The sequence below is a fragment of the Nonomuraea sp. NPDC049378 genome, from assembly GCF_055586745.1.
On the sequence record NZ_JBVJHP010000001.1, the window covers coordinates 765,809 to 783,344 of the forward strand.

General features: G+C 71.9%; 16 protein-coding genes. 14 read left to right on the top strand and 2 right to left on the bottom strand.

The window, feature by feature from the left end; all coding sequences use genetic code 11:
* Nucleotides 1–432 precede the first annotated feature (432 nt).
* Complete coding sequence (locus ACZ6SA_RS03465; protein WP_347641621.1) at nt 433–705, top strand: hypothetical protein; 273 nt, start codon at nt 433–435, stop codon at nt 703–705.
* A 5-nt stretch (nt 706–710) separates the two neighbouring features.
* Here ACZ6SA_RS03465 and ACZ6SA_RS03470 read toward each other — a convergent pair whose 3' ends face one another.
* Nucleotides 711–905, bottom strand: coding sequence for a DUF3046 domain-containing protein (locus tag ACZ6SA_RS03470; protein ID WP_132596118.1), 195 nt, complete (start codon nt 903–905; stop codon nt 711–713).
* 44 nt (nt 906–949) lie between these two features.
* On the opposite strand from ACZ6SA_RS03470, the gene ACZ6SA_RS03475 reads away from it, so the two are divergent.
* On the top strand, nt 950–1,144 hold the full coding sequence (locus tag ACZ6SA_RS03475; protein ID WP_347641620.1) for a hypothetical protein: 195 nt from the start codon (nt 950–952) through the stop codon (nt 1,142–1,144).
* 1 nt (nt 1,145) lies between these two features.
* Here ACZ6SA_RS03475 and ACZ6SA_RS03480 read toward each other — a convergent pair whose 3' ends face one another.
* Entirely contained in the window at nt 1,146–1,634 is a 489-nt protein-coding gene (locus ACZ6SA_RS03480; RefSeq protein WP_347620246.1) for a VOC family protein, read from the bottom strand.
* 83 nt (nt 1,635–1,717) lie between these two features.
* Here ACZ6SA_RS03480 and ACZ6SA_RS03485 point away from each other — a divergent pair, with 83 nt between their 5' ends.
* The 12 genes from ACZ6SA_RS03485 to ACZ6SA_RS03540 all read left to right on the top strand — a co-directional run.
* Nucleotides 1,718–6,454, top strand: a complete 4,737-nt coding sequence (locus ACZ6SA_RS03485; RefSeq protein ID WP_465826422.1) for an ATP-dependent helicase — start codon at nt 1,718–1,720, stop codon at nt 6,452–6,454.
* An 84-nt stretch (nt 6,455–6,538) separates the two neighbouring features.
* The gene (locus ACZ6SA_RS03490; RefSeq protein ID WP_347641618.1) at nt 6,539–7,144 is read left to right on the top strand and encodes a TetR/AcrR family transcriptional regulator; all 606 of its coding nucleotides are present in this window, start codon (nt 6,539–6,541) and stop codon (nt 7,142–7,144) included.
* Nucleotides 7,141–7,890, top strand: a complete 750-nt coding sequence (locus ACZ6SA_RS03495; RefSeq protein ID WP_347641617.1) for an ABC transporter ATP-binding protein — start codon at nt 7,141–7,143, stop codon at nt 7,888–7,890. The genes ACZ6SA_RS03490 and ACZ6SA_RS03495 overlap by 4 nt, the downstream gene beginning before the upstream one ends.
* Nucleotides 7,881–9,635, top strand: coding sequence for a hypothetical protein (locus tag ACZ6SA_RS03500; protein WP_347641616.1), 1,755 nt, complete (start codon nt 7,881–7,883; stop codon nt 9,633–9,635). The genes ACZ6SA_RS03495 and ACZ6SA_RS03500 overlap by 10 nt, the downstream gene beginning before the upstream one ends.
* 19 nt (nt 9,636–9,654) lie before the next feature.
* Nucleotides 9,655–9,870 (top strand): hypothetical protein, encoded by a 216-nt coding sequence (locus ACZ6SA_RS03505; protein WP_347641615.1) that lies wholly within the window; start codon nt 9,655–9,657, stop codon nt 9,868–9,870.
* A 33-nt stretch (nt 9,871–9,903) separates the two neighbouring features.
* Nucleotides 9,904–10,581, top strand: coding sequence for a GntR family transcriptional regulator (locus tag ACZ6SA_RS03510; protein ID WP_465826424.1), 678 nt, complete (start codon nt 9,904–9,906; stop codon nt 10,579–10,581).
* Between the two features lie 90 nt (nt 10,582–10,671).
* A complete protein-coding gene (locus tag ACZ6SA_RS03515) occupies nt 10,672–12,288 on the top strand; it encodes an ABC transporter substrate-binding protein (protein ID WP_347641613.1) in 1,617 nt (538 codons plus the stop codon).
* Nucleotides 12,288–13,247, top strand: coding sequence for an ABC transporter permease (locus ACZ6SA_RS03520; protein WP_347641612.1), 960 nt, complete (start codon nt 12,288–12,290; stop codon nt 13,245–13,247). Before ACZ6SA_RS03515 ends, ACZ6SA_RS03520 begins: the two co-directional genes overlap by 1 nt.
* The gene (locus ACZ6SA_RS03525) at nt 13,240–14,106 is read left to right on the top strand and encodes an ABC transporter permease (protein WP_347641611.1); all 867 of its coding nucleotides are present in this window, start codon (nt 13,240–13,242) and stop codon (nt 14,104–14,106) included. Before ACZ6SA_RS03520 ends, ACZ6SA_RS03525 begins: the two co-directional genes overlap by 8 nt.
* Entirely contained in the window at nt 14,103–15,068 is a 966-nt protein-coding gene (locus ACZ6SA_RS03530) for an ABC transporter ATP-binding protein (RefSeq protein ID WP_347641610.1), read from the top strand. The genes ACZ6SA_RS03525 and ACZ6SA_RS03530 overlap by 4 nt, the downstream gene beginning before the upstream one ends.
* A complete protein-coding gene (locus ACZ6SA_RS03535) occupies nt 15,065–16,033 on the top strand; it encodes an ABC transporter ATP-binding protein (RefSeq protein ID WP_347641609.1) in 969 nt (322 codons plus the stop codon). The genes ACZ6SA_RS03530 and ACZ6SA_RS03535 overlap by 4 nt, the downstream gene beginning before the upstream one ends.
* A gap of 12 nt (nt 16,034–16,045) precedes the next feature.
* A partial coding sequence (locus ACZ6SA_RS03540) for a gamma-glutamyltransferase family protein (RefSeq protein ID WP_465826426.1) occupies nt 16,046–17,536 on the top strand: 1,491 nt, incomplete at its 3' end.

Here is a 17,536-nt window from a genome sequence, read left to right on the forward strand (position 1 = left end):
CTGGAGGATCGTGGTCCGGTCAGTCGAGTGAAAGCTACGGCCTGCCACCGACATTTTCTGGGACTGCCGGGGAAGACGTGGCTCGGCGCGCTTCCATCGTAGCCGAACGGCTGTTCGAGCACAGCGGGAACACGCCACGAGCCGTGCCCCGCCCTGAAGCCGATCAGCGCAGGTGACTTAAGGTACGCCAGGACGTCCCGGCGGTGGCAGGGTTTCCGGCATCGCCGCCGGGAGTCCACCAGGACCGGATCCTCGAAGAGGCCCCTCGGCTCTGCCCACCCGGATCCTCATGGATCCGGAACACTGGAAGCCCGCGCTCCGCGTAATTCCTCGATCTCGCCACGTGATGTTCACGAGGGTCGGCCCCGGCGTGTTGTGATGCGCGGTGAGCTGGGGAGACTCACTGCAGGGCGAAAGCTTGGAGGCGGCGACGTGGCGAGCGGCTTCACCGGGGAACGGCGCGTCCATCTGGAGTCGCTCGCCGAACTGCTGCCCGACGTGGGACTGGTCAGCCGGTTGGTCGGCGAGGACGATCCGGTGTTGTGGGTGTGGCATCCGCGCACCGGCCGCCAGACGATCATCTTCGCGACGCCGTCCGGCCAGGGCTGGCTCTTCCTTTGGTCTGCGGGAGGGCAGGGCAGCGCCGACGATCTGGAGAGCACGGCCGCGGCGCTGCGCCGGGCGCTGGACGCGGCCCAGCCCTAGCCGCTTCAGCGCAGCTTGGGCGAGACGTCCTCCACCTGGCACACGGCGCGCCAGACGGTCTTGGCGCTCTCACCGTCGGCCAGCGCCTGCGTCACCGTCCGCCCGCCGAGCGGGGCGAGCACGTAGTCGCGCGCCCATGACTCGGCGTAGGTCTCACCGAAGTGAGCGTTCATCCGTCTCCAGAACTCGGTCAGGCGCATGCACTCAAGTATGGAAGCCCGCCGCGGGTGGGTAGGACATCCCCATGCCAAAGACCCCCAAGTCTTCACCCCCGAAGTCAGCCGTCGCCAGGGCCAACAGGGCCAGGCGCCGCCGGTTGCGGCTCGCGCTGCGCCTCGCCGTGCGGAAGGAGAAGGAGGAGCGTGCCGAGCGGCACGCGGGCATCAGGCGGTTACCGCGTACGGGCAGGCCGCGAACGCGCAGGGCGTCGCGCCGCTAGGTCACATCACCCGCGCGCCGTACATCTCACCGAGATGGTCGGCGAGCAGTTCCAGGCGGGCGCCGTCGGGGTCCTTGAAGTAGATGGAGGCGCCGCTCTCGATCTGGTGCGGCACGCCGGCCATCTCCAGCTTCCCGCGCAGTCGTTCCCACGTGGCGGGGTCGACGGAGATCGCGATGTGGTGCAGCCCGCCGAGCACTTCCTGGTACGGCCCGAGGTCGAGGCCGGGGAAGTCGAAGAAGGCGAGCAGGTTGCCGTTGCCGATGTCGAAGAAGAAGTGGCTGGAGCCCTTGTAGTCGCGGTTTTCGATGATCTCGGTGAGCGGGAACTCCAGGAGTTCCTGGTAGAACGTTATGGTCCGTTCCACGTCGGACGACAGCAGGGCCACGTGGTGCAGGCCCCGCGCGCTGCTGGACGGCCGGTGCGGTAAGACGTGACGCCGCCTGAGCTCCGCACGGCGGGCTTCGATGGACGCGTAGTCAATGGTCACGGTCGCTGTATGTCCGCCATGGCGCCCGCTCAATCACGCGCCGTCGTGCGAATGCGGTTTCTGTCGGTGACGCGAGGCAGTATGTGCTGGTGAGCTCGCTAGACCACTTCAGCCAGATGACCAGGCAATGGTTCACCGGAGCATTCCAGGAGCCCACCGCCGCCCAGGAGGGGGCGTGGGAGTCGATCGCGCGCGGCGACAACACCCTGGTCGTCGCGCCCACCGGGTCGGGCAAGACGCTGGCGGCGTTCCTGTGGTCCCTCGACCGGCTCGCCGCGACGCCGGTCGATGAGCGGGTCCAGGAGCGGCCCCCGAGACGGCCCGGGGGCCGGGCCCAGGGGCAGGCCGGGCGCAGGGGCACGCGCGTGCTCTACGTGTCGCCGCTCAAGGCGCTCGCCGTCGACGTCGAGCGCAACCTGCGCGCGCCGCTGGCGGGCATCAAGCAGACGGCGCGGCGGCTGGGGCTGCCGGTGCCGGAGATCTCGGTCGCGATCCGCTCGGGCGACACCCCGGCGGAGGACCGCAGGCGGTTCGCCGCCAGGCCGTCCGACATTCTGATCACGACGCCCGAGTCGCTGTTCCTGCTGCTCACCAGCCAGGCACGCGAGGCGTTGCGCGAGGTCGAGACGGTGATCGTCGACGAGGTGCACGCGGTCGCGGCCACCAAGCGGGGCGCGCATCTGGCGCTCACCCTGGAGCGGCTCGACGCCCTGCTCGAACGGCCGGCGCAGCGCATCGGGTTGTCGGCGACCGTGCGCCCGGTGAGCGAGGTGGCGACGTTCCTGGGCGGGGTTCGCCCGGCCACCGTGGTGCAGCCGCCGTCGGAGAAGCAGATCGAGATCGAGGTCGTCGTCCCGGTCGAGGACATGACGGAGATGGAGGGCGGCAAGCCGCAGGAGGGCGAGGAGTTCGCGCCCGAGCCGAGCGGCAGGTCGATCTGGCCGCATGTCGAAGACCGGCTCTTCGACCTGATCGGGGCGCACAGCTCGACGATCGTCTTCGCCAACTCGCGGCGGCTGGCCGAGCGGCTGTGCACCCGGCTCAACGAGCTGGCATATGAGCGCGAGCACGGCACGGAGGCCGTCGATCCGTCGATCTGGGAGACGGGTCCGCCCGATCAGGGCCGCGCCGCCGAGCCTCCCCGGCGCACGCCCGCCGAGATGATGGCGCAGGCGGGATCCGCCAAGGGGGTCGTGACGGAGATCGTACGCGCTCACCACGGCTCGGTCTCCAAGGAGGAGCGGGCGCAGATCGAGGAGGCGCTCAAGTCGGGCAGGCTGCCCGCCGTGGTCGCCACCTCCAGCCTGGAGCTGGGCATCGACATGGGCGCGGTCGACCTGGTCGCGTGCGTGGAGGCGCCGCCGAGCGTGGCCAGCGGGCTGCAGCGCATCGGCCGGGCGGGCCACCAGGTGGGGGCGGTGTCCAAAGGGGTGATCTTCCCGAAATACCGCGGCGATCTGGTGCAGACGGCCGTGGTGGCCGAGCGCATGAAGAGCGGCGAGATCGAGGAGCTGCGCTATCCGCGCAATCCGCTCGACGTGCTGGCCCAGCAGATCGTCGCCATGACGGCGCTCGACGAGTGGACGGTCGACGAGCTGGAGTCCGTGGTCAAGCGGTCCGCCCCCTACGCCACGCTGCCGCGTGGCGCGCTGGAGGCCACGCTCGACATGCTGGCCGGCCGCTATCCGAGCGAGGAGTTCGCCGAGCTGCGCCCCCGCATCGTGTGGGATCGCGTGACCGGCACCCTGCAGGGGCGTCCAGGGGCGCAGCGGCTCGCGGTCACCAACGGCGGCACCATCCCCGACCGCGGCCTGTTCGGGGTGTTCCTGGTGGGCGAGCGCTCCTCCAGGGTGGGCGAGCTCGACGAGGAGATGGTCTACGAGTCGCGGGTGGGCGACGTGTTCGTGCTGGGCGCGACGTCCTGGCGGATCGAGGACATCACGGCCGACCGGGTGCTCGTCTCACCGGCGCCGGGGCAGCCGGGCAAGCTGCCGTTCTGGCACGGCGACGCGCCCGGCCGTCCGGCCGAGCTGGGCCGGGCGATCGGGCGGTTCCTGCGCGAGCAGGCCCAGCAGGGCTCGACCGACCGGATGCGGGCGGCGGGCCTGGACGCCTACGCCTCGGGCAACCTGCTGGCCTACCTCAACGAGCAGCGCGAGGCCACCGGCTACGTCCCCGACGACCGCACGTTGCTGGTGGAGCGTTTCCACGACGAGCTGGGCGACTGGCGGGTGGTGATCCACTCCCCCTACGGCGCGCGGGTGCACGCGCCATGGGCGCTGGCCGTCAACCGGCGGCTGCGCGAGCGTTACGGCGTCGACGTGCAGGCCGTGCACTCCGACGACGGCATCGTGCTGCGCATCCCCGACACGCTGGCCGAGCCTCCCACCGACGTGGCGGCGTTCGACGCCGAGGAGGTCGAGCAGATCGTCACCGAGGAGCTGGGCGGGTCGGCCATGTTCGCCTCCCGGTTCAGGGAGTGCGCGGGGCGGGCGCTGCTGCTGCCGCGCCGCACGCCGGGCAGGCGCAGCCCGCTGTGGCAGCAGCGCCAGCGGGCCGCCCACCTGCTGGGCGTGGCCTCCCGATACGCCTCGTTCCCGATCGTGCTGGAGACGATGCGCGAGTGCCTGCAGGACGTCTTCGACGTGCCCGGCCTCGTCCGGCTCATGCGCGACATCGCGGCGCGCAGGGTGCGGCTGGTGGAGGTGGAGACCTCGCAGGCCTCCCCGTTCGCGGCGTCGTTGTTGTTCCACTACGTGGGCGCGTTCATGTACGAAGGCGACGCGCCGCTGGCCGAGCGGCGGGCGCAGGCCCTGGCCCTCGACACCACGCTGCTGTCCGAGCTGCTCGGGCAGGCCGACCTGCGCGAGCTTCTCGAACCCGACGTGATCTCCGACAGCGAGCGCGAGCTGGCCCGGCTCGACCGGCCGCTGCGCGACGCGGAAGACCTCGCCGACCTGCTGCGCTCGCACGGCCCGCTGCTGGCGCCCGACGTGAGCGTGCGCGGCGGCGACCCGGCCTGGCTGCAGGAGCTGGAGCGCGCGCGGCGGGCGATCAAAGTACGCGTCGCGGGCGAGGAGCAGTGGGCCGCCATCGAGGACGCGGCGCGGTTGCGTGACGCGCTCGGCGTGCCCCTGCCGGTGGGGGTGCCGCACGTGTTCCTGGAGCCGGTCGCCGACCCGCTGTCCGACCTGGTGGCGCGGCACGCCCGCACGCGCGGGCCCTTCCACGCCGGCACGGCCGCGGCGAGGTTCGGGCTGGGCGTCGCCGTGGTGACGGACGCGCTGCGGCGGCTGGCGGTGACCGGGCGGGTCGTCAGCGGCGAGTTCCGGCCCGGCGGGCGGGGCGAGGAGTGGTGCGACGCCGGGGTGCTGCGGATGTTGCGCCGCCGGTCGCTGGCAAGGCTCCGCAAGGAGGTCGAGCCGGTCGCGCCGGAGACGCTGGCCCTGTTTCTCCCGGCCTGGCACGGCATCACCGGCTCGGGGCCGGCCTCGGCGGGGCGGGCGGGGGCGGCCAGGGCGATGGACTCCCTGGTCCGCTCCATCGAGCAGCTCCAGGGGGCGGCCGTGCCCGCGTCCGCGCTGGAGACGCTGGTCCTGCCCGCGCGGGTGCCCGGCTACCATCCGGCGCTGCTCGACGAGCTGACGTCGTCCGGCGAGGTGATGTGGGCGGGGCAGGGCTCACTGCCCGGCGGTGACGGCTGGGTGTCCCTCTACTTCGCCGACACCGCGCCGCTGCTGCTGCCCGAGCCCGCCGAGATCACCATGACGCCGGTGCACGACAGCGTGCTGGAACTGCTGGGCGGGGGTGGCGCGCTGTTCTTCCGCGGGATCTCCGACCAGCTCGGCTCGCTCGACGACACGACGCTCGTCGCCGCGCTGTGGGACCTGGCGTGGGCGGGGCGGGTGTCAGGTGACACGCTCGCGCCGCTGCGGGCCACCCTCGGCACCGGACGGCCCGCGCACCGGCCCGCCACCACGCGGCGGCGCCGGGCGGTGCTGCCGAGCAGGAGCGGGCCGCCCACGGTGGCCGGGCGGTGGTGGTTGCTGCCCGGCCCCGCGCCCGACGCGACGCAGCGGGCCAACGCCCAGGCCGAAACGCTGCTCGAACGGCACGGGGTGGTGACGCGCGGGGCGGTGACCTCGGAGCGCCTGCCCGGTGGGTTCACGCCGGTCTACCAGGTGTTGCGGGCGTACGAAGAGAGCGGGCGCTGCCGGCGGGGCTACTTCGTCGAAGGGCTCGGCGGTGCCCAGTTCGCGCTGCCCGGGGCGGTCGACCGGATGCGCGCCATGGCACCGGGCATCGCCCCGGGCGCGTCCGGCTTCGCGCCGGAAACCGGGCTCGGACCGGGTACCGAACCGGGGCCGGGGGCCGGATTCGAGCCGGGCGCCGGGCTCGCGCCGGGGACCGGATTCGGGGGCGTTTCCGCGGGCTCCGGGCGGTCGGGCGGCTCAAGGCGGGCGGTGGTGCTCGCCGCCGCCGACCCGGCCAGCCCGTACGGCGCCGCGCTCCCCTGGCCGCAGCATCCCGGCGACGTCGGGCACAAGCCGGGCAGGAAGGCCGGGTCCCTGGTGGTCCTGGTCGACGGCCACCTGGTGCTCTACGTCGAGCGGGGTGGCAAGACCCTGCTGTCGTTCACCGACGACGCGCGCCTGCAGCCGGCCGTCGACGCCCTCGCCCTGGCCGTACGCGACGGCGCGCTGGGCAAGCTGACCGTGGAGCGGGCCGACGGGGCCTCCATCGTCGACTCACCGCTGGCGGCCGCTCTTGAGGCGGCGGGGTTCCACCCGACGCCCCGCGGCCTGCGCCTGCGCGCCTGACCGAGCTCCGGCGTCCTTCGGGCACGACGCCCCGGGCAGGCTCCAGGCGACACTCGAGTTGAATGACCGTTTAGAATTCTGATCATGCCGTCAGAAAGTCGCACGTTCATTGAGCAGGCGCGCCGGGCCCAGATCATCGCGTGCGCCATCGAGGTGCTCGCCGACCAGGGGTACGCCCACACGACCCTGGCCAGGATCGCCGAGCAGGCAAAGATCAGCACCGGCGTGATCTCGTACCACTTCGGCGGCAAGAAGCAGCTCATCGATGCGGTCGTCGCGGAGGTCGCCAGGATGGCGACCGACCTGATGGTCCACCGCATCCTCGGCCAGTCCACGGCGAGCGACGGCCTGCGCGCCTACATCGAGAGCAACATGGAGTTCATGCGGCTGCGCCGCAAGCCCCTGCTGGCGCTGATGGAGGTGATCACGCACACTCCGGGCGAGGAGGGCGGCCCCGGGCCGTACGCGGTGCAGGCCGAGGTGGCGATCGCCGACCTGGAGAAGCTGCTCGGCTGGGGCAAACGGACGGGCGAGTTCCGCGACTTCGACCAGCGCAGCATGGCCGTCAGCATTCGCGGCGCGATCGACGCGGTGCCCGGCCACCTCCTGCATGATCCGGACTTCGACCTCGACCTGCACACCCGCGAACTCGTCACCTTGTTCACCATCGCCACCAGGAGAGACCCATGACAGCCGCATTGGAGATCAAGGGGTTGGCCAAGACGTTCGGCGAGAACGTCGCCGTCGACCACATCGACATGACCGTTCCCCAGGGGTCGTTCTACGGCCTCGTCGGGCAGAACGGCGCGGGCAAGACCACCACGTTGTCCATGGCGGTCGGCCTGCTCAGGCCGGACGCGGGAACGGCGCGGATCTTCGGCGCCGACGTGTGGTCCGATCCCGGCCGGGCCAAGCAGCTGGTGGGCGTGCTGCCCGACGGAATGGCCATGCCGGAGCGGCTCACCGGCCGCGAGGTTCTCACCTACCTCGGGCTGCTGCGCGGGCTGGGCAAGGAGGTGGTGGCCGAGCGGGCCGAGGAGTTGCTGTCGGTGCTGGAGCTGGACGGGGCCGAGAAGACTCTGGTGATCGAATACTCGACCGGCATGCGTAAGAAGATCGGCCTGGCCACGGCTTTGTTGCACGCGCCCAAGCTGCTGGTGCTGGATGAGCCGTTCGAGGCAGTGGACCCGGTGTCGGCTGCCACGATCAAGATGATCCTGCGCGGGTTCGTGGCGGGCGGCGGTTCGATCGTGTTGTCGAGCCATGTGATGGCGCTGGTCGAGCAGCTCTGCGACCACGTGGGCGTGATCGACAAGGGCCGGGTGGCGGCGGCGGGCCCGCTGCAGGAGGTGCGCGGCGCGGCGACGCTGGAGGACCGGTTCGTGGAGCTGGTCGGCGCGGGCTCCACCGGCACCAGGGGATTGTCATGGCTGTAGCCGTCACTCTGGTCCGGATGAAGGTCGCGATCCTCCGCCATTCGGTCACGGGACAGCGCGGCGGCACGATGGCCACGGGCGGCGTGCTCGGGCTGGTGCTCGCGGCGGGCACGATCTACCTGACCCTCCTTGACGGCGACTGGGCGGCCGCCGCCTACGCCGTGTGGATGCTCGGCTGGATCATCGGCCCCGTCTTCTCCGGCGGCGGCGACGAGACGTTGCGACCCGAGTTCTTCGCGCTGGTGGGGTTGCCGCCGGCGCGGCTGGCGGGCGGGCTGTTGGTCTCGGCGTTCGTGGGCGTCGCGCCGGCGGTCAGCCTGATCGCCCTGTCGGGGCTCGTGGTGGCGGGCGCGCGGGAGAGCGCCGTGGCGGCGCTGGTCGCGGTGCCCGCGATGGTGTTGCAGCTGGCGGTGTTCGTGCTGCTGTCGAAGGTGGCAGTGGGACTGCTGGGCATCGCGCTGCGCTCGCGCGTGGGGGCGATCGGCGCCGGGGTGATCAACGGTGTGGTGCTGGCGTTCCTGGGGCAGGCGTGGGTTTTCGCGGTGGCGTTCGGGCAGGGCGGGCGGATTCCCGAGTTCGTGCGGTACCTGCCGTCGGGGTGGGGGTTGCTGGCGGTGCGGGGCGGCTATTGGGCCCTGGCCGCGATGGCGGTGCTGATCGTGCTGCTGCTCGGCGCGTGGGCGGCGCTGCTGACCCGGCGGGCGGGCGCGTCCCGGCCGTCGGCGCGTGGCCGCCGGCCGATGCGGGCGGGCACGGCGGGCACGGCCGTGGTCGCCAAGGAACTGCGTACGTGGTCGCGCGACCTCGTGCGCAACCATCAGCTGACGTTCGCGCTGGCGTACGGGCTGTTCTTCGCGGGGGCGCCGCTCGTGCTCGGCTGGGCGGGGCTGCTGCCGTGGGCGGGGCCGATGTTCATCGTCATGGCGGCCGCCATGACGTCCAACCTCTACGGCACCGACGGCACCGCGCTCTGGTTGTCGCTGATGACGCCGGGCGCGTCCGACGTGCGCGGCCGGCAGCGGGCCTGGCTGGTGATCGTGGGCCCGGTGGCGGTCGTGCTCGGGGTGGCGCTCGCCCTGGTCGTGGAGGGCACGATGCCGCTGATCCTGGCGGCCACGGTCGCGCTGCTCGGCGGCGCGGCCGGGCTGGTGCCGCTCATCTCTGTGTTCGCGCTGGTGCCCGGCACCGACCCCCAGAAGCGCGGCGGCAACCCCCTGCGGACGAGCGAGGACGACGGCTCGCTGACCGGCCTGGCGTACCTGGTGCTGGTCCTCGTCGCGCTGACGGGCGCGCCCGCCATCGTGGTGGCGGTGCTGTACGGCTGGTGGGGCGTGGCGGCCGGGGTGGGCACCGGCGTCCTGTGCTACTGGGGGCTGGGGCTGCTGGCCGAGCGGCGGCTGGCCGCCCGGGGCCCCGAGCTGCTGCACATGATGCGTACGGGCCGCCGCCCCGACGGAGGAGCCGGCACGGCGTTCAAGATGCCGGACATGCCCAAGGTCCAGCGGGTGATCGTCATGACCTGCTGGTCGCTCGGCGCCATCCCGCTGTTCCCGCAGGGGATCGTGGCCGGCATCTTCGTGAACAACGGCATGCTGGAGCACTCGTGGTTCCTGGCCACGTACATGGAGCCGGGGCTGCGCGCGCCGACCGTCGCGGTCATGATCGTCCTCGGCGTGGCCATGTACGGCACGGGCCTGTGGCTCACCTATCGCGCCAAGCGCCGCGCGGGCGCGGCCACCGGGTGAAGCGGCTTCCGTCCGGCTCGTGCGGACCGCGAAGGTGATCTACCTGACGGCACGACCGGCCTGGTCGAGGAGCCTGCAGAAGTGCCTGGTCCGTGGCGGAGCGGTCGAGGTCCTGCTGATCGACCCGCAGGGCACGGTGCCGGAGGAGGCGATGACGACGGGAGAGTTCGGGCGCATGTGGGAGGTCAGCCGGGTGGCGGAGGAGGCGGGCCGGAGTCCACGCGGGGAAGCCTGACCCGCAATGGAGCTGTATACGATAAGTCATCAAATGAGTGGCATGACGCTGGGCGCGGCCCATCAGACATTACGCGACGAGGTCACCGAGGAGCTGCGGCGCCGCATACTCTCCGGCGAGCTCGCCCAGGGCGAACGGCTGGTCGAGGACCGGCTGGCCGCCGCGCTCGGCGTCTCGCGCAATCCGGTACGCGAGTCCATCCGGGTGCTGGCCGCCGAGGGCTTCATCGAGGTCGTCCCCCGGCTCGGCGCCACGGTCGCCCGCCTGTCCGCCGAAGAGGGCGAGGAGCTCTTCGACGTGCGCATGGCGATCGAGGGGCTCGCGGCCCGGCTGGCGGCGCGCAGGCGTGATCCGGCCGCCGCCGAGCGGCTCCGGCAGGTGCTCGAGCAGGCCAGGCAGGCGGTGGAAGCCGGGCGCCTGGAGCGGGTGGCCGACCTCAACACCGCCTTCCACCTGGCCGTGGGCGAGGCTGCGGGCAACTCCTACCTGAGCCTGATGATGAAGCCGATGCTCCAGCGGGCGCAGTGGGTCTTCAGCCAGACCGCCGCCGCGCGCGGCCCGCACTCCTGGTCAGAACACGTGAGCCTGTACGAGGCCATCGCCGCGGGCGACGAGGACGAGGCGCAGGCCAGGGCGGTCGCGCACGTGGCCGCGGCCAGGAGATCGTTCCTGGTGGCCGTGGGCCGTACAACAAAACACCCGAACGATTAGAAAACGGTCAGATAACAACACAGCGTTATGAAACACTTATGAAATGTCAGGTCTTGTATACAGTCTCCTAAAAGGTTCTACGGAGGCCCCATGAGACCGTCCCCCAGGCTCTTCGCGGCGCTCGCCGTTCTCCCCGTGGCCCTGGCGGCATGCGGCGGAGGCGGATCCACCGGCACGCCCGCCGCACCTCCATCCATCGCCGACGCCACCACCGACAACCGGCCGGTCAAAGCGGGCGGCACGCTCAACATCGCGCTCAACGCCGACCCCGACGCACTCGACCCGAGCTCCGCGACCACGCTGGTGGGTCGCGAGGTCTTCGCGAACATGTGCGAGAAGCTCTACGACATCGACGCGGCGTCGGCTCTGGTGCCGCAACTGGCCGCCGCCCTGCCGGAGGTCTCCGACGACGGCAAGGAGGTGACGATCAAGCTGCGCGAGGGCGTGAAGTTCAACGACGGGACACCGCTCGACGCCGAGGCCGTCAAGAAGTCGCTCGACCGGCACCGCACCTGGAAGAAGTCGGCGCGCCAGGCCGACCTCGCCCCGGTCGACAAGGTCACCGTGGTCGACCCCGCCACGGTCAGGCTCACGCTCTCGCAGGCGTTCACCCCGCTGACCGCGCAGCTCGCCGACCGCGCCGGCATGATCATGTCGCCCAAGGCGCTGGACGAGGCGGGCGACAACTTCGGCGCGAGCCCCGTGTGCGTGGGACCGTTCGCGTTCGCCGGCCGCACCTCCGGCAGCCAGATCGTGCTGGAGAAGGCGCCCGACTACTACGACGCGGCCAAGGTCAAGCTCGACAAGCTCGTCTACAAGATCATTATCGACCCCAACGTACGGGCCGCCAACCTGAAGTCCGGCGACGTTCAGGTGGCCGACCAGCTCGCCACCACCACGGTCAAGGGCGTGCAGGCCGACCCCAACCTGAAGGTCGTGGCGGGCGGCGGCCTCGGCTACTACGGCGTCACGATCAACGTCGGCAACGCCGACGGGGCCACGGAGAAGGCCGGCGCGGTGGACACGGCGCTGGGCAAGAACCCGCAGCTGCGCGAGGCGTTCGAGCTGTCCCTCGACCGCGAGCTGATCAACAAGACCGTCTACAACGGCCTGTACGAGGCCGACTGCTCGCCCCTGCCGCTGGACAGCCCCTACCGGGCGCAGGACCTGCAGTGCTCGAAGCGCGACGTCGCCAAGGCCAAGCAGCTCGTCCAGGCCTCCGGCGTGCCGACGCCGATCCCCGTCAGCCTCAACACGCCCAACGACGCCACCAACATCCGCCTGGCGCAGGTCATCCAGCAGATGGCCAAGGAGGCGGGCTTCAACGTGAGCGTGAAGACGGGCGAGTTCGTCAGCAACCTGGAGCAGGGCAAGGCCGGCGACTTCGACGCCATGCTGGTCGGCTGGTCGGGCCGGGTGGACCCGGACGGCAACCTCACCGGCATGGTCACCAGCCGCGGCGCCAACAACTACAGCGGCATGTCCGACCCGGGCATCGACGACCCGGTCAAGGAGGCGGCCGCAGAGTCGGACACCGCCAAGCGGGCGGAGCTCTACAGCAGCGCGACGAAGAAGATCGCCGAGCTGCGCGGGATCGTGTACCTCTACCACAACAAGTACTACCTGGGCATGAACAAGAACGTCGCCGGAGTCCAGTACTTCAAGGACGGCCTGCCGCGCTTCGTCACCGCCGGGTTCACCTCCTGATGCTCTGGTTCATCCTCCGGCGCTGCGGATCCGCGGTGATCGTCATGTTCCTGGGCAGTGTCCTGATCTTCCTGGGGATCAGGGCGCTGCCCGGCGACCCGGCCACCGTCATGGCGGGACAGGAGGCCTCGCCCGAGGTGGTCGAGGCCATCCGGCAGGAGTTCGGCCTGGACAAACCACTGCCCGCACAGTACGTCGACTACATCGGCCAGACCCTGACCGGCAACCTCGGCCGCTCCACGCAGGACCAGCTCCCGGTGATCGACATCATCGCCGAGCGGCTGCCGGTGACGCTGGAACTGTCCGCCCTCGCCATGCTGGTCGCGATCGTCATCGGCGTGGGCGCGGGCATCGTGGCGGCGGTGCGCCGCGGCAAGGTCGCCGACTACGTCGCCACCGGGTTCGGCCTGGCCGGGTTGTCGGTGCCGCACTTCTGGCTGGGCCTGCTCGCCATCCTGCTGTTCGCGGTCACCTGGCGGGTGCTGCCCGCCTCCGGATACGTGCCGTTCACCCAGGACCCGGCCGAGAACCTGCAGCGCATGATCCTGCCCGCCCTCGTGCTCGGGACCGGCTTCGCGGCCATCCTGATGCGGCAGACCCGCTCGGCCATGCTGGGCGCGCTGTCGGCCGACTACGTCAGGACCGCGCGGTCCAAGGGCCTGTCGGAGGCCAAGGTCGTGGGCGCGCACGCGCTGCGCAACAGCCTGACGACCGTCGTCACCGTGCTCGGCCTCCAGCTCGGCGCCCTGATCAGCGGCGCCGTGGTGACGGAGCAGATCTTCGTGATCCCCGGGTTCGGCAAGCTGACCGTGGACGCGGTGCTGACCAGGAACTACCCCGTCATCCAGGCCGTGGTGCTGATCACCGTGATCGGCTACGTCGTCGTCAACCTCCTGGTCGACATCGCCTACGCCTTCCTCAACCCGCGGATCAGGCTGTCAGGGGGCTCCCATGACTGAACAGGCCGTCGCGGCGGGCCGGGCCGCCCGCAGGCGCAGGTTGTGGCGGCGCTTCCGGCGGCGGCCGATGCCGATGGCCGGGCTGGTGCTGGTCGCGGGTTTCGTCCTGCTGGCCCTGGCGGGGCCGCTGGTGACCGGCGACCCGGCCGCGCAGGACTACCTGGCCACGCTGGCACCGCCGTCGCCCGCGCACCTGATGGGCACCGACGACCTGGGCAGGGACGCGTTCGCCAGGATCGCGCACGGCGCGCAGGTGTCGCTCCAGGCCGGGGTGCTGTCGACCCTGCTCGCGATGGCGGTGGGCATCCCGATCGGGCTGGTCGCCGGGTTCTACCGGCGCTGGCTCGACCCGGTCGTGATGCGGCTGGTGGACGTGACGCTGGCCTTCCCCTTCCTGGTGTTCGCGGTGGGCCTGGCGGCGATCATCGGGCCGTCACTGAAGGGCGTGGTGCTGGCGCTGGGCTTCTCCCAGCTGCCCGCCGTCGTCCGCATCACCCGGGGCGAGGTGCTGGCGGTCAGGGAGATGGACTACGTGGCGGCGGCCGTCGCCGACGGCGCCGGCGACGGGCACATCATCTTCAGGTACGTGCTGCCCAACTGCGCCAGCCCGCTCATCGTGCAGGCCACGGTGGCGATCCCGGCGGCCATCATCGGCGAGTCCACGCTGTCGTTCCTCGGGCTCGGCGTGCAACCGCCGACGGCCTCGTGGGGAGTGATGCTGACCACCGCGCAGCAGTACCTGAGCGACGCGCCGTGGCTGGCCATCTGGCCCGGCCTGATGATCGCCCTGGCCACGCTCGGCTTCAACCTGCTCGGTGACGGGCTGCGCGACGTACTGGACCCGAGGAGCGGCCGATGAGCCTGCTGGAGATCACCGACCTGACCGTCGGGTTCGACACCGAGGACGGCCTGGTGCAGGCGGTCAGGGACATCTCGCTCACCCTGGACGAGGGCGAGATCCTGGCGTTGTGCGGCGAGTCCGGCTGCGGCAAGTCGGTCACCGCGATGTCGGTGCCCCGGCTGCTGCCGCCCGACACGACCCGGTTGTCCGGCTCGGTGCGGCTGGACGGCCGCGAGCTCACCACGCTGCCCGAGCCGGACCTGCGGCACGTACGCGGCAAGGACGTCTCGGTCGTCTTCCAGGAGCCGATGACCTCGCTCAACCCGTCGTTCAGCGTCGGCTACCAGATCACCGAGGTGCTGCGCAGGCACGAGGGCCTGTCTCGGCGGGCGGCCGGCGACCGCGCGGTCGAGCTGCTGGAGCTGGTCGGCATCCCGGCGGCGGCGCGCAGGATGAAGGAGTATCCGCACCAGCTGTCCGGAGGCATGCGGCAACGCGTGATGATCGCGATCGCGGTGGCCTGCTCTCCCCGGGTCCTGATCGCCGACGAGCCCACCACGGCGCTCGACGTGACGATCCAGGCGGGCGTGCTGGACGTCTTCCGCGACCTGCGCGACCGGCTCGGCACCGCGATCATCCTGATCACGCACGACCTGGGCGTGGTGGCCGACATCGCCGACCGGGCCGTGGTCATGTACGCGGGCCGCGCCGTGGAGCAGGCCACGGTGACCGAGCTGTTCGCGAACCCGCGCCACCCGTACACGCTGGGGTTGATGCAGGCCCTGCCCACCGCCGCGGTCGGCGGGCGGCTGGCCGAGATCCCCGGCATGGTGCCCTCGCCGCTGTCCGACCCCGACGAGTGCGCCTTCCACGACCGCTGCCCGCGCGTCCAGGCCGACTGCCGCCTCTCGCGGCCCTCGCTCGTACGCCAGGCGGAAGGCCATCTGGCGGCCTGCTTTCACCCGGGAGGCACGGAGTGATCCTGCGCATCGACGACCTGGTCAAGCACTACGGCCAGGTGCGCGCCGTGGACGGCCTGTCGCTGGAGATCGGCCAGGGCGAGGTGCTCGGCCTGGTCGGCGAGTCCGGCAGCGGCAAGTCCACGGTGGGCAAGTGCGTGCTGCGCCTGACCGACCCGACCGCGGGCACGATCGAGCTGGCCGGCCGCGACATCACCCGCCTGTCGCGCCGGGCCATGCGCCCGCTGCGCCGGGACATGCACATGGTCTTCCAGGACCCCTTCTCCTCGCTCAACCCGCGCTTCACGATCGAGCAGATCGTCGGCGAGCCGCTGCTGCGGCACAAGGTGGCCGACCGCCGGGGCGCCTCCGAGCGGGTGTCGGCCATGCTGGAGAAGGTCGGGCTGCGGCAGGAGATGCGCTCGCGGTTCCCGCACGAGCTGTCCGGCGGGCAGCGCCAGCGGGTGGGGCTGGCCAGGGCGCTGGTCCTGGAGCCGAAGCTGGTCGTGGCGGACGAGCCGGTGTCGGCGCTCGACGTGTCCGTGCAGGCGTCCGTGCTCAACCTGATCACGGATCTGCAGCGGGACATGGGCTTCTCCTGCCTGTTCATCACGCATGACCTGTCGGTCGTGGAGTTCCTGGCCGACCGGATCGCCGTCATGTACCTGGGCAAGATCGTGGAGTCGGGCCCGAAGGCCGAGATCTTCGCCGCGCCGCGGCACCCGTACACGCAGGCGCTGCTGTCGGCGGCCCCGGTGGCCGATCCGGTGCGGCAGCGCGAGCGGCGCAGGATCGTGCTCGGCGGCGACGTGCCGAGCCCGGTCGATCCGCCCTCCGGGTGCCGGTTCCACACGCGGTGCCCGCTGGCGTACGACGCCTGCCGCACCGACGAGCCCCCCTTGACCGACGCGCGGGGCAACGGGCATCCGGCCGCGTGTCACCTCGTCACGGCGGACCGCATCCCCGACGCGGCCGCTCATCGCTAGAAGGAGAATGGTTTGTTCACCACCAGGCCCGAGCTCTCAGGCGACTTCGGCATGGTCGCCAGCACGCACTGGCTGGCGTCAGCCGCCGGCATGGGCGTGCTGGAACGCGGCGGCAACGCCTTCGACGCGGCCGTTGCCGCCGGGTTCGTGCTGCAGGTCGCCGAGCCCCATCTGAACGGCCCTGGCGGTGAGGTGCCGATCCTGCTGTGGAGCGAGGCCGACCAGAAGGTGTCGGTGGTGTGCGGCCAGGGCGTGGCGCCCGCCGCGGCCACGATCGAGCACTACACCGGGCTGGGCCTGGACGTGGTGCCCGGCACGGGGCTGCTGGCGGCGACCGTGCCGGGGGCGTTCGGCGGCTGGATGCTCATGCTGGAGCGCTGGGGCACCTGGTCGCTGGCCGACGTGCTGGCCCCCGCGATCCACTACGCCGAGCACGGCGTGCCGGTGCTGGAGCGGATCTCCGCCACGATCGAGTCGGTCGCGGGGCTGTTCACCGGCGACTGGCCGACGTCGGCGGCGACGTGGCTGCCCGGCGGCGCGGCGCCGGCGCCGGGGTCGAAGCTGGCCAACCCGGTGCTGGCCGCCACCTACCGGCGGCTGGTGGCGGAGGCCGAGTCGGCTTCGAGCACCCGCGAGGGTCAGCTCGCCGCCGCCAGGAAGGCCTGGTACGAAGGCTTCGTCGCGGAGGCGATCGCCGAGTTCAGCGCCAAGACGGCCTGGCGCGACAGCTCCGGCGAGGTGCACGGCGGGCTGCTGACCGGCGACGACCTGGCCGGCTGGGCGGCCTCCGTCGAGGATCCCGTGACCTTCGACTACCGCGGGCACACCGTGTGCAAGACGGGGCCGTGGGGGCAGGGCCCGGTGTTCCTGCAGCAGCTCGCGCTGCTGTCCGGGTTCGACCTGGACGCGATGGGATATCTCAGCGCCGACTACGTGCACACGGTGACGGAGGCCGCCAAGCTCGCCTTCGCCGACCGCGAGGCCTGGTACGGCGACGCCGACGTGCCCATGTCCGATCTGCTGGGCGAGGCGTACAACGCGGGGCGGCGCGCCCTCGTCGGCCCCGAGGCCAGCATGGAGCTGCGGCCGGGAGCGCCCGGCGGCCGGACGCCCAGGCTGCCCGTCCTCCCCGCGCCCGGCACCTCCAGCAGCGCCCCCGGCGTCTCCGGCGCGCGCGCCCCGCAGGGTGTCGGCGAGCCCACGGTCGCCAAGAGCGCGGGCGGCGTGGAGGTGACCGCCCCCGACGGCACGGTCAGGGGCGACACCTGCCACGTCGACGTGGTCGACCGGCACGGCAACATGGTCTCGGCCACGCCCAGCGGCGGCTGGCTGCAGAGCTCGCCCACCATTCCCGCGCTGGGCTTCTGCCTGGGGACGCGGGCGCAGATGTTCTGGCTGCAGGAGGGCCTGCCGGCGTCGTTGCGGCCCGGGGGGGGGGGGGGGGCGGGGGGGGGGGGGGCGGCGGGGGGGGGGGGGGGGAGGCGGGGGCTGGGGGTGGCGAGA